This window comes from Methylobacillus methanolivorans, assembly GCF_054588515.1.
Genome location: NZ_BAAILT010000003.1, coordinates 65,591 through 78,525 on the forward strand (window position 1 = coordinate 65,591; position 12,935 = coordinate 78,525).

12 protein-coding genes and 1 pseudogene are annotated in these 12,935 nt (G+C 46.5%); 4 read left to right on the top strand and 9 right to left on the bottom strand.

Annotated elements, in window-relative coordinates:
- Positions 1–9 precede the first annotated feature (9 nt).
- The 3 genes from LG202_RS09175 to LG202_RS09185 form a co-directional block, all read right to left on the bottom strand.
- Complete coding sequence (locus tag LG202_RS09175) at positions 10–498, bottom strand: thermonuclease family protein (protein ID WP_459724714.1); 489 nt, start codon at positions 496–498, stop codon at positions 10–12.
- Between the two features lie 366 nt (positions 499–864).
- A complete protein-coding gene (locus tag LG202_RS09180) occupies positions 865–1,389 on the bottom strand; it encodes a hypothetical protein (protein WP_230348148.1) in 525 nt (174 codons plus the stop codon).
- 47 nt (positions 1,390–1,436) lie between these two features.
- A complete protein-coding gene (locus LG202_RS09185; RefSeq protein WP_230348149.1) occupies positions 1,437–1,988 on the bottom strand; it encodes a hypothetical protein in 552 nt (183 codons plus the stop codon).
- A 111-nt stretch (positions 1,989–2,099) separates the two neighbouring features.
- Here LG202_RS09185 and LG202_RS09190 point away from each other — a divergent pair, with 111 nt between their 5' ends.
- Positions 2,100–2,450, top strand: coding sequence for a helix-turn-helix domain-containing protein (locus tag LG202_RS09190; RefSeq protein ID WP_230348150.1), 351 nt, complete (start codon positions 2,100–2,102; stop codon positions 2,448–2,450).
- A gap of 44 nt (positions 2,451–2,494) precedes the next feature.
- Here the strand turns inward: LG202_RS09190 and LG202_RS09195 are convergent, their stop codons facing one another.
- Together LG202_RS09195 and LG202_RS09200 are read right to left on the bottom strand one after the other, a co-directional pair.
- Complete coding sequence (locus tag LG202_RS09195; RefSeq protein WP_230348151.1) at positions 2,495–4,036, bottom strand: argonaute/piwi family protein; 1,542 nt, start codon at positions 4,034–4,036, stop codon at positions 2,495–2,497.
- Positions 4,033–5,403, bottom strand: coding sequence for a toll/interleukin-1 receptor domain-containing protein (locus LG202_RS09200; protein WP_230348152.1), 1,371 nt, complete (start codon positions 5,401–5,403; stop codon positions 4,033–4,035). Before LG202_RS09200 ends, LG202_RS09195 begins: the two co-directional genes overlap by 4 nt.
- 203 nt (positions 5,404–5,606) lie before the next feature.
- Here LG202_RS09200 and LG202_RS09205 point away from each other — a divergent pair, with 203 nt between their 5' ends.
- Positions 5,607–5,735, top strand: coding sequence for a hypothetical protein (locus LG202_RS09205; protein ID WP_268867637.1), 129 nt, complete (start codon positions 5,607–5,609; stop codon positions 5,733–5,735).
- 80 nt (positions 5,736–5,815) lie between these two features.
- On the top strand, positions 5,816–6,775 hold the full coding sequence (locus tag LG202_RS09210; RefSeq protein WP_230348153.1) for a DUF932 domain-containing protein: 960 nt from the start codon (positions 5,816–5,818) through the stop codon (positions 6,773–6,775).
- A gap of 266 nt (positions 6,776–7,041) precedes the next feature.
- Here LG202_RS09210 and LG202_RS09215 read toward each other — a convergent pair whose 3' ends face one another.
- The gene (locus LG202_RS09215; RefSeq protein ID WP_230348154.1) at positions 7,042–9,864 is read right to left on the bottom strand and encodes a DUF927 domain-containing protein; all 2,823 of its coding nucleotides are present in this window, start codon (positions 9,862–9,864) and stop codon (positions 7,042–7,044) included.
- A gap of 312 nt (positions 9,865–10,176) precedes the next feature.
- Between LG202_RS09215 and LG202_RS09220 the strand changes: the two are divergent.
- A pseudogene (locus tag LG202_RS09220) lies at positions 10,177–10,290 on the top strand (cyclic pyranopterin monophosphate synthase MoaC); the annotation flags it as partial.
- A gap of 76 nt (positions 10,291–10,366) precedes the next feature.
- On the opposite strand, the gene xerC reads toward LG202_RS09220, so the two are convergent.
- From xerC to dapF, 3 genes are all read right to left on the bottom strand, one after another.
- A complete protein-coding gene (gene xerC, locus LG202_RS09225) occupies positions 10,367–11,242 on the bottom strand; it encodes a tyrosine recombinase XerC (RefSeq protein ID WP_230348155.1) in 876 nt (291 codons plus the stop codon).
- Between the two features lie 2 nt (positions 11,243–11,244).
- Positions 11,245–11,931, bottom strand: a complete 687-nt coding sequence (locus tag LG202_RS09230; RefSeq protein ID WP_230348156.1) for a DUF484 family protein — start codon at positions 11,929–11,931, stop codon at positions 11,245–11,247.
- Between the two features lie 145 nt (positions 11,932–12,076).
- Positions 12,077–12,907, bottom strand: a complete 831-nt coding sequence (gene dapF / locus LG202_RS09235) for a diaminopimelate epimerase (RefSeq protein WP_230348157.1) — start codon at positions 12,905–12,907, stop codon at positions 12,077–12,079.
- Positions 12,908–12,935: the final 28 nt, after the last annotated feature.

The window sequence follows — 12,935 nt, forward strand, 5'->3', positions numbered from 1 at the left end:
GATTTCAGGCTATTCTTCCCTTCTAAACTCCCAAGGCGGAATAGCTTTATCCGCCCACAACCCTAGCCTATCACGTTGAGCAACATACTCAGCCTGGGCGTAGATAGACCTATCCTCAACATCCTGCTCCCGTTCATAAGCCTTGTAATGCCAAGCCATGCCCAATTGAATCTGTCGTAGATTCATGTCCTGGCCGTTGTACAGTACCTTGCCGATAATACGACCATAACGGTCTTTTTTGTTGTAATCAACAGTGACGGTCTGCCCAGCGATAGCTTTTGAGAGAGTGAGCTTGGATTGATTGCCATAGGCTTGAGTCTTTTCGGGAGCATCAATTCCCACCAGCCTGATCTTGTACTGGGTTTTACCTCTCAGCACAGTGATCGTATCACCATCAGCTACGCGAGTGACTTTGCCAGTAATCGTATCAGCAAAAACGGGAGAGATAGCCAAGAGTAGGGCTAAACATAGGTTCGGTAGCAGTTTAGTCAGCTTCACCTAGCTATCCAAACTCATCACGTGGCTTGCTATTGGTTTCAGTAATAATGGGCTACTCATCAAAACGGATAGCCAGGTTTTGTGTATTGCCATTGCAATTTTCTTATCTCAGATTTTCAGCAACTCTGAGGTCATGCCCTCGGACTAGGCAGTCAGTTCCTCGTTGAAATTCTGGGTACGTTTTCTCAGCTCGGATTGGGTTTGATCAAGCGACTGTTCTTGCTTAGCTAGCCGGGTTCATTTAAAAAAACAGGTTAACTGCATAAGTCAGCCCTGCAGCCAGCATCACCAGAATGATTGTGGTCGTCATGTCCATACTCTTTTGTTGTTATTGGGTGTCGGAGTAAATCAGCTTGCGATCCTTAGCTATGAGTCATGCCTGATACCTTTAGCCTTATGTGGATAGGTGTTTTCAAACAGGCTATAGCATTCGTATTTGGCTAATACGTTTTGCTCCAGATGATCCATCTGAGCCTTGTATTCCTGGAAATTGATCATAAAAGCTTGGGAAAAGGCCTTGAGCTGCCTGATCTGCTTGAGATTGTCCACATGTACCTCGGATGCACACTGAATCAGGTCTGGCTCCAGTTGCTTGAAGAAAGGACTGGCTTGTAGTTCGTTGTATTGTTCAGCCTCTTCCCACTCCAGTGTCTTGGCAATCTCCTCTGCCTGTCGTTTTCCCAAGGCTCCGCCAAACCCTCGCAGATCTCGAAATGAAATGACATTCAACTCGGTATAGCCACGCATGACTTGGTTAGGCATCTTGGCGGCAGTGTTGAGATAAGCCTCTAGCTTGGAAACAGTGCCATCGAATTGATGGTAGACATAGCCACCAGCTCCAAGTACCCCTGTCACGATCAGCAAGGTGCCAATTAATAGCTTCTTTTTCATTGTTGTTTCCCCGATATGATGTTGCAGTAGTTTTTTATGATGGTGAATTAATTGGGCAGCCTGACTCTTGGATTTCGTCTCTGCCATTCTTCGTTTCTAGCTTTCTCTGCCTCAACACACTGTTGTGCATATTTCTTGAGAGCCTGGGCTGCTGTGGCATCAATATTTCCCCCGAACTTGGTTTCCTCGGGATTCATCCTGTTGTTATTGGGGAAGCTAATGAATTGCACACGAAATTGCTTCCTGTAGGAGAACACCTCGACATGGGCATAATCATGATCCGGATTCCTGATGCCGTATTCGATATTGGGACGAAAGGTATGGCGAACAGTGCATTGAATATCTGGGACCTGTGCTACAACAATGTTGGATTCGCGCGTGTCTTCTGCATCTTGTCCTTCACTGATAAAACCTCTCTCGCGGTACACCACGCTTTCTTCTGGCTGAGATCCAGATTTGACTGGAGGTTTAGATGGAGCAACAGCTGGTTCGGGGCTACTTCTGAGCAAAGCATCCAAGCCCCATAATAAAAAGCCGCCAATGATGAAATACGCGGCGGTTTGTATGATTTGACGCTTCAGGGTGTTAGGTTTTTTCATGATTCAGCATTTGTTGTTGATGTAATTTGCTTATACCATACACTTTACGTCATTTTTAATAATTTGCAATGCGTAAACAATTAATGCCTACTTTTGCTTGGGCATTAATCTGTGAACGACGAAATAACGGCTCTAGGGCAGGTACTTGGACGGAATATTGCCAATAGACGCAAAGAGCTGGCTTTGACTCAAGCCAATCTTGCAGAGCGATTAGGGACTGACGTGGTGACAATCTCTAGGTTTGAACGAGGGAGCAACTTGCCCTCGTTGCTAAGGTGTCAGCAGATTGCAGAAGTGCTGGCAATGCCCTTGGCTCAATTGCTTTCAGAATCCTCATCCCAACTGAGTGACCAAGCATTACAACTGGAGCAATACATTTCCAGCCTAGATGGCAAGGACAGGGCTTTTCTGATTGATATGGTCAAGGCTTGGTGTGGGCATTTGAAATATGATCAACATTAAGAGCACTTAAATTACTGCGTCTAAAAAATGTGACTTGAAGCAATTTATATATAAAACTTAAAAGGCAACATCGGTTCGCTTTCCTGTGGTGCAGCAATAAGAATATCACCAATAGCATCTGCAAATCTGATGGTTACTGGTGATCTATCATTAAACAAACATGTATTAAAATTGATTTTTGTTAGTGCTAATACATCACTCATTACAATCTTTAGATCAGCTCTGCCTCGGCGAATAGTAATTTGAAGTGGATTGGGTGTGTCGGGACCCATATAAGTACTTAGTCTGGGAACAAAACCAGAAGTCCATAGAAATCCAGTGTTGTGCCCTATGATCAATGCAGTACCTCTGATAACAGGATAGGCACCTGATCGGAAAAGTTTCAGTTGATCCCATGCGTCTGCAATCTGTACACCCACTACATTAGTAGCTGTACCTTGACATGCAGAAGTAAATCCATTCCATTCATCATCATTGAATGAAGACTTTGCATGGATAAAAAGCTCAAGAGGCTCTTTTCCATGTTTCGCTTTATATTCAGCAAGAACTGTACTAACCAATCTGGCTGCGGCCTCACTATTCAAATGATATTGCTTTGTGTCTGGGTGAAACCAGGGGCCTAGAGCACCTCTAAAGACGACTCCCTCACCATCTGACAAGAACATTTGAGCAGCACAAACTGAATGACGTGGGGAACCTCCATCCTCATGACGTTTATAAACTAATCCAACATAGCAAACGCCTGGCCGCATGTTGGCTATTTGCCATGGTCTTCCTCCGCTCTTGTAGTAAGAACCGGAACAAAGTTTCCATGCAACTGTGGCTGCGTCTTCAAGCTTACGTTTAGGCTCACCTTTTGCATTGATAAAGTCATAGGGAGCTAATGTGCTTTCACGGACGAGCTGAGTGACTATTTGATGATCAAGCAGACGTGCTTTCAGTTGACGCCGAAAGTTCTTTTCGTATTTGTAGACTTCCACGTCTTCAATATCAAACAGTGTTGGCTGGGATGATAGTTTTGTAGCAGTACTTTCAGAGATAGTGACTTTCCCAGTAATCCTATCTTTCTTTGAAACGGTAGACATTGGTCTGCCGAGCTCGTATACAAATTCTGGAAGAACCACATACCAAAAACTAGGTGGATCTTCATCACGTTTCTGTTGAGTAACTAATCGATCGACAAATACATCAACAACACATTTAATGGCTTCATGCCTATTCTCGATATGAATCAATCTATGAAGTTCACTTTCGTTGATATCATCTATGATACGGTGCGGAGAAGATGACCAAGTTGCATTAAATGCTTCAGCCACTCCAGGAAAAGGAACATGATGAGGCTCGACTTCCTTCGCACCGCGACGTGGTGCAGGGGTTGGAATAAATGTCGATACTTCTTCCGCCCATTGCCTAAAACGACGGAGTCCATCTTTTGTACCAATAAACCCGTATCGAATTGGCCGTCTAGATTCAGTGGCATCAACGGGCCCGTAAAGATAGAGTCCATCTCTAGCATATTCAAGACTCTGACCATAACGAAACTCTAAAGTAGGCTCGGGAATATATATAACTTCAGGCCTACTCATTCATTGCTCTCTTCTTGAAAGTCATTGTCAAAATCATCTTGCGGAACATCAGGATCATCGTCATCATCAGACACCTGTCCAGATTCGATCACACTAACTGGACAACCAAATTGCATTGGAGGTACACCAACAGTTAGTTTCTGAGCAAGACCAACGGGAATATTTAATGTCCCCCGTCCTTCTGCAAGCCACCATAAGTAAGCACATAACATATCTCTCCACCTTGCATTACGCCAGCCCTTTGCAAATGACCTGCGAAGACGATGTGACTTGTGAACATCCTCTATAGCGTCTAATCCATTGTTTGAAAAAATCAATCGAGCAGCAATTCTATAGTGATGAAAAGGTGAGGTTCTAAGCTGTGCACTGACTGCATAGTGCCAATGAATATTACGTTTTGGGGAGTGTCCAATAATTTGCCTTGATCCACGTCTAAAGTTCCAATCGAACTTAATCTGGGAGCGTGGAGCAATTTTGATATCAGGCCACCAACTTAATCTGTGACCAGATCCCATATACCCCTTAAGGCCCCTACTAGCACAAAACTTTTCGAAAGCTTGCCCTCCAATATCAACATATACATTGCGAGCTTCGAAGCAGGACATGTCTAAATCAGGCCATCCCTCTTCAAGAAATTGGGTAGTGGTAACGGAGGCAACTAAATTACCGGGCAAATTCTCTGAGAATAGTCCATCGCTATTGGGAGTTGAGAACGTAATTACCCCTTCCCTGTATGGAACGATCGGCCATGGGTGGAGTTGGCGATTCTGAAATACTTTCAAATCAAAACCAACTGGTGGTTTACAGTAGTAAATTACTTCTGGAGAAGATTGTATTTCTAACCAATTTGAAACTAATGGCTCACTCTTATATTGTAATGTAGATGCTCCTTCTGCATGCTTATTCATCCAAGTGCTGATAGGCTCAGGTATTCCCCTTGGAAGTTGAAATGTCTCAAGTAGTTCAGTGAGTTCAACTAGTCCTGCTGCCCATCCTTGTGAAAAATTGATATATTGAAGATGAGCAACTAAAAAGTGAGGTTCAAAGCTTTCCATTCGAAGAGGAATTATGAAAGATGAATCATTAAGTTTTTTGGAGATATCCGAACCAATCTGGATTTCATTTCGTACACCCTGTTTTTCCAGACCAGCAGCGGTACATACTAGTAGCATTTTTGCTGCACGATTACGCAAAGCGTCTTCTAGCTTTCTAGACCAATCATCCCCTCCTTTCAACTGCATTACATCAGCCCAAACCTCATATCCCATGGCAGAAAGTTTTGCTCCAAGCCATAAAACAAAGGCGTTATCTTCAGGTGTCGCATGTGAAAGGAAAATTGCTTTACGAGCTTGAGCTTCTTTATTCATGCTGGATAGGTGATAGTTGGTAGCGAAGTTCACGAACAATTGATCTTAGTTATTCTTTAGCATCTTAAACTGTCACTCGTCTCCGTGTCCAAGTTTTCACTTTATCTAAAACTCTACCTCCCATTCATCGTTCAGCTTATGTGTTAAATATGGTCTTATCCTGAGGGTATAAGAACCTAGTAACCATCATCTAGGGAGGAACCATGTCCGCAGCCTTGGCTTATGTATTGCGAGCTGTACTAGTCGCACTCGTCGGAGCTCTGGCTAAGATCATCATCGAATACTTCGACCAATACGCTGGCAGTCCGCCAGCACCAGACTGGTATGAATAACTAACCAGAGACAATTTAATCAATTCAACAGCTCCGTCACGTTCACCGTTGCGGGGCTTTTTGCATTTCAGGAGCCCACAATGTCACATTTTGTCCACACCATGGCTTACGCCAACGAACTTCCCTGGCATGGCCTTGGTAACAAAGTCTCACCCCATCAACCTATTGAAGTCTGGCAACGCGAAGCAGGCATGGACTGGCAACTCAAAGAAGCCAAGGTCATGTTCAATGCAGCAGAGCAGGGAAGTGGAATCCTCGCATTACGAGACAATCCTGATGCCAAAGTCCTGTTCCGTAGCGATACCTTGGAGCCGCTATCTGTTGTATCTCCTCGCTACAAGGTCGTACAGCCCAGTGAAATCCTCGAGTTCTACCGTGATCTGGTAGCAGTTGGTCACTTTGAAATCGAAACAGCTGGTGTATTAAAGTCAGGGAGAAAGATCTGGGCACTTGCCAGGACAGGCCAGCAAATGATCTTACGTGGTGGTGATCGGGTAAAGAACTACCTATTACTTGCTACTAGTTGTGACGGATCACTGGCGACCACAGCTCAATTCACCTCAGTCAGAGTCGTCTGCAACAACACCTTGCAGATTGCTCTGGAGGATAGAACAAGCATGGTACGCATACCTCATCGCAGACCCTTTGATCCCAATGAAGTAAAAGAAGCTCTTGGTCTTGGTATGACCGCCTGGGATAGCTTCAAGAAGGCCATGCATGAACTGGCACTTAGACCAGTGAACCGCTTTGATACCAATGCCTACTTCGTTAATGTCCTGGGAGATCCAACACTGCCACTCAATGAACAACCTAACCAACGTGCACTGCAAAGCGTACATAATCTGTTCAAGGGGCAAGGCAAGGGAGCCAACCTACCGTCCAGTCACAACACTGCCTGGGGACTGCTCAATGCCGTGACGGAATACGTAGATCATCATCGAAGAGCAAGGAACCAAGACTACCGTTTGGATAGTGCATGGTTTGGCATGGGGGCAACAATAAAAGAAAAGGCATTAACTACCGCCATTAAAATCAGCTAAAGAGCTGACAAACCAGCTATACGCTGGTTTTTTACAAAAACTGTGTTTTTGTGTTCAAGTAAGGCTGTAGGAGTAGCTTATTTATAAAGAAGTACACTGATAACACTAATTACATTAAAAAGCATAGCACCTTTAGGAGTCTGTCTTCCCATATCTCTTTCATACTGAAGACATCGCTGAAATATGGTGTTTTAAGTGTAACTGGTGTTTAGGTGTTTATCGGAAACAACAAAAGAAGCAGGCTTCCGCCTGCTCCCTGTGTTTTTTTAATTGATAATGTCTCCCTTGATACCATAAAGCCGCATAGGCTTATTCATATCAGAAAATTTTTTGGAAACTGAGCTTTTACCGCCTGAATCCAGAATCAAAAAATTTCGCTCAATAAGAGCTTTCGTAACCTCACGTTGGTCAAAGCCATTACAAAGTACAGAATTGTATACTTCAGGGAAAATCCAATACTCTGTGCCATCATTGTTGTCTTGCGTACGGAAACCATACCTATCAGAGATTCTTTCCCCACTCAACCCCGGACAATTAGCTAATTGAAATTTTGATTCGCCATACCGTTGAATGATTTCTTTAACTTGATTCAATGCCCGCAACTGCTCAGAAGCAACATCTCCCCCACGCTCTAGCATCCAAGCATCAAAACACGTACGAGCAGCTTGGAAGGCCCCCCTCTCCCCCCATGGCAACAGGCCATTCCGAATGCAATATTCTCCGATCCCGGCTACCAGCCCAAACTTTGCTGCAGCTCGATGTACTTGTCCATGGGAAGTCACTGAGATAGCTTCAGAAGTAAACTCTTTCTGGGTTGCACGAATCTGCTCAATGGCCTCTTGAATACGACTATTATTAGCAGTTATAAACTTCAGCAAGCTATCACCTAGTGTGCCGTAATATTGCCCACAAGCCTCCTGCAATTGATCAGCAAAATTGGCCGCATTCTCAGCCCCATGAATATTTTCAAAGATGCCCAGGCCTCGTCCAGCATTAGCAGGAATGTCTAACAGTCGAACTTCCTGGCCAGCCCGAATCTGCTGCTTATCCTGAGCCATATGCTGGGCAAGACTAATCTCCCCACTGGAAAGGTAGAAGAAACGCCATTCTTTAGTGTCCCGTGCTTTACCATATCGATCAGCCCATACCTTTTTCTGCCCATTACCCAAGGTATAGGCAATATCACCAGCATCAGCGGGGCGAACTTGACCCATTTCGTCCAAGATAAGAATCAGATCATTAAACTGCAAGGCAAGCCCCTCAAGGCCATTGCTAGTACCACGCCATGATTTGATCATGCCATTACCACCCCAGACGCTACCTGCCACGGTCAAAGCTTTCGTTTTACCAGTACTGCTTTCACCCCGGAAATGGAATCCGCCATTCTCCTCCTCCAAGTGCTTCAAAAACGGCCCTGCGAGTGAAATACAAATCGCCAGCATCAAACGACTATTACCAAGACATTTGATACCAATATGACTATCCCACTCTGCCTTATCGCCGCTAGTAGCTACAGGGCTGACTTTACTGAAATTCGTGCTTTGGAAAAAAACTCGCTCATTCGTAGGACCATATGACTTATGAGGGAGCACAAAATTTTCGCCGCTCCAACCTGTTGCTGTAACACACAATACTCGATCAGGCGGGTTACTTGACATCAAGTATTCAGTTAATGCCTCTTTAGTCTGAGGTTGTGAAGCAATAACAGCCCCATAGTTCAAAAGCATTTGTCGATAAAGATCGCCACTTCCGGACAACATATCTTTTGGCAGTACGACTTCATGGACTTTTTCATCCAGATCAACGATGTGCAACAGAAGGCCCCAGTCACTACTCTCTTTGCTACGAGTTAGCGCGGCTACATCAATACGAGAACATACCCTCTGCCAAATACCATTATCATCTTTCCTTTGTTTCCATACCCACACTCCCTTATCATCAACCCTGAATCCTTCAGGGGCATACTCCTTTCTAGGCGGAAAAAATGTCTCGTAGTACTCTTTGCCAAGTGAAGCAATAAGATCAGCCGTCCATCCCATTGCCAAGGCATCGGCTGCATCCCACTTTTCAGGAGTTTCAAACCCCAGCTCAAAACTAGTTTTTCCATCATGAAGTACAGGTCGAATATCCAGAATCTTCATAACAGAAATCACGGTAGTTGGAGCAACTAGGTGCAAACGCTTAATAAGCTCCTCAGCATATTTTCTGCCTGCTTCATCATTATCAGGCCAAATTAGAATCTCTCTACCATAGAGGTCTGTCAGATCAGTCTTCAAAACACCATTTGCGCCGCCAAAACAAGTAGTTGCCACATAGTCAGGAAAAAGCTTGGCGGCAGCTTCAGCACTCTTTTCCCCCTCTACAACAATTACTTTCGCTTTAGGACGCTTCGTAAGCTCATCCAGGTTATAAAGTGGTCGAGGCTGAGGTACTGCTCCAAATCGCCATTGATAACCTGTTTTGGTATGCCAGCACGTGCAAGGCCGATAAGTTTTTCCATTTCCGCCAGGATTAGAGAATCGAAGTTGGTGAAGCAATACATCCCCTTCCCTTGACCGATAAACCCATCCGGCTGTAGGTTTACCGATGCCACCAAAACTCTCTGGCATTGAAGGTGCATCAGCTGGTACTGGCATACAAAGTCTATCTTCCAGCTCTTTAATAGGCTGGGCAGCACACTCAGAAAATTCAGTGTTAGCCACAACTACAGTCGTTGGAACGGAATGTTCTTCAAGAACAGCCACCAAGTATTGATAGGCTTGGTGTTGCGGATAGCCGTTGAGATATGCCACTAGAGAGACAATGTCTCCACCGGCATCACCAATTGCAAAATCTGACCATTTCCCGGTGGGCATATGAATAGTAAAGGAACCAAGCTCATCATCATTCCTCAGTGGATTCAGAGCCAGGAATTGCTCGCCTACTTGCTTTCCATGTTGCAACAGGCCAAGCTTATCCAACACCATCTCAAGGCACTGGAGTGCCCTATCATTCAATGACTTGTAATCGGTCTGGGAAAGAGACTTAGAGGACTGAGGTACTTCAATTACATTTTTTTTATTACGGTTAGTTACCATTTTTAAGCCCATTTAATTCTTCATGGAGCTAACCGCTATCTGACTTCAGACGAGCAGAGGCCCCACGAACTGTTTAGGTTCAAGAAAAGGGCCTACTAACTTCATTCTGTTACGTCCATTAATAGGTCACAATCGCTGCCAAGCGAATGCATTGTCGACTATTGGGATTACTTGGTATAACTTCAAGTGCAATTCAAAAAAATTTTCGCATATAATCTGAATAGCAATATGGAGGGACAACCTGTCCCATTTTCGTGCAATCAATATTGGACAAACACGGAGAATAATCGAGGTTAGTCTGCAGCGAACCTTACTGCCGCAAGGGCCCTGCTAACGATTTACGACATGTGCAAGGCCATGGATAGGGGCATGATCATTAGCGACATTCGCCTGCTGGAAAAACAGGGCGGCAAGTCAGGGCATTGGCAGGCCAGCTAAACTATGCAGCAAAGATGATGTTGGCAGGACAATTAACGGGTAAAAATCGATCGGGTAAAAAGTGCCCACACACAATTTACTTCTTACGCGCTCGCGGATGCGCAGCATCATAAACTTTGGCCAGGTGCTGAAAGTCCAGATGGGTATACACCTGGGTAGTACTGATATTGGCGTGCCCCAGCATCTCCTGCACCGCACGCAAGTCGCCACTGGATTGCAGCATATGACTCGCAAAGCTATGGCGCAACATGTGCGGATGCACATTGCTACTGATACCGCGTTTGAGCGCCCATTGCTTAATGCGGTATTGGATGGCGCGACCACTGATACGCTGGCCGTGGCGATTCAGAAACACGGCCTGATAATCGGCCTCTGCTGCTGGCTGACGCACTGCCAACCAGTCATGCATCGCCTGGATGGCATGGCTGCCCATCGGCACAATACGTGACTTATTGCCCTTACCCAGCACTTGCACGGTGCCTTCATTCAAATTGAGATCGCTGATATTCAAGCCAGTCACTTCAGACAACCGTAACCCGGAGGAGTAGAACAATTCCAGGATGGCTTTATCCCGAAGAGAAAGTATGTCCTCACCTTCCATATCCACCAGCTGCACCGCCTGATCAATAGCGAGTGCCTTGGGCAATGCCTTGGGAGACTTCGGTGCACGCATGTCATGACAAGGATTACTTGCCGCACCATGGCGCTTGATGAGGAAATCAAAGAAACCACGCCAGCCTGAGAGATGGCGCGCAATGGTTTTACCGCTGAGGCCCCGCCCATGAAGAATAGCCACGAAACGGCGAATGTGGGATGGTTGTAGTGCATCCAGCGCGAGCTCTGACTTCAACTCAAACAACAGGGCCAAGTCGCGCTGGTAATGCTTGACAGTAAGCTGGCTTAAGCCACGCTCGAATTGCAGATGCTCCAGATAGCGCTGCAGTTCATCCATGCTTACACAACGATATGCCGAAGCAAGGCAGCACTGACCAATTCGCCTATACGCTTGAGGTAAAGCGTGCCCATGTCGGGATAAAAACGCTTTTCGTCATCACTGGCCAGTGCCAGCACACCAAACACGTGCTCCGCCTTCAATGCCATCACGGCAAAAGCCGCTGGCCTAGCTTCTGCACCAAACCATCCCTGCAACGGCATACCAGGATGGTTACCACAATAAGGCTTAGACAGCCCCTGTGCCCAGCGCTGCGCTTCTTGATCCACCTTGGCAAACGCTGGCAAGCCGCCATTATTTTCATCCCGAGACTGCGCCCATAGGCGCAAACTCACATAAGGCACTTGAAAGTCTTCACGCAAGCTGTGCTCCAGCAAGCTGACCAGCACGGTCACTTGCTCGGTCGCCAATAACCCCAGGCTTAAGCGATGCACTTTCTCGCCAATCGCATCGTTTTCCTCGCCATATTTCATCAGCTGCGCCAGCTTGGCATCCAGCACACGGATGCGATCACGCTGCGCCAACTGCTGGCGCTCGGCGAGGGAGATTGTCCCCTGGCCATGGGGACTGGGCAGGTAGAGCTCCGCCAGGAGGCTAGTATGATGCTCAAAAAATTGTGGGTGCGCACGCAGATAACTCGTAACCTGGTACTCCGCTAACGGCGCTTCGTGATGATCTTGTGATTCCATGTTAACTCCTTGCAATCGTCATGACTGACGGTAATGATGGCTAGGCTACATCGTTGGCCCTGATTGTCCTCGCCCCTGAAACTACTGCTCCCAACTGACTGCGATCAGTCATCCAAGACGAGCCAGACCTGTGACGCCAGCCACTTTAAATCTCAATACTACCTTCAAATACAGTTTCGGCAGGGCCAGTCATCCAGACCGGCTGTTGATCCCCATCCCAGGCAATCGTTAACTCTCCACCGCGGGTCGTCACCTTTACCGGGGACTGCAATAGGCCACGCCTGATACCACTGACCACTGCAGCGCAAGCCCCTGTGCCACAAGCCAAGGTCTCGCCGCTACCACGCTCGTAGACTCGTAAGCGGATATGATGGGCACCCACCACCTGCATAAAACCGGCATTCACCCGCTGTGGAAAACGCTCATGATGCTCAATCAAAGGCCCCAGGCTTTCCACTGGCGCCGTATCGACATCACTGACCAGGGTCACTGCATGAGGGTTACCCATGGAAACCGTGGAAATCTCCAAGGTCTGGTTTGCCACCTGTAAGGGGTAAACCAACTCATCCTGATCCGCAACAAATGGGACTTCGGCTGGCCGGAAACGCGGCTCTCCCATGTTCACCGTCACCAAGCCGTTATCTTCTAGTTTGGGGAAGATAACGCCGCGTGCCGTTTCCACACAAATTTCACGCTGATCGGTCAAGGCCTTGTCATGCACAAACCGGACAAAGCAACGCGCACCATTGCCGCACTGCTCGACCTCGCCACCATCGGCATTGAATATGCGGTAGCGGAAATCCACGCCCTCAACTGTCGGCTTCTCCACCAGCAGTAACTGGTCAAAACCGACGCCAAAATGACGGTCAGCAAGGCGACATATCGTTGCAGCATCCAGATTAACTGGGCTACTGTAGCCATCGATCACGATAAAATCGTTGCCTATGCCCTGCATCTTGGTAAAAGTAAGTTTCATATCCTGCCTTGAAATTGCAGCAATCCCC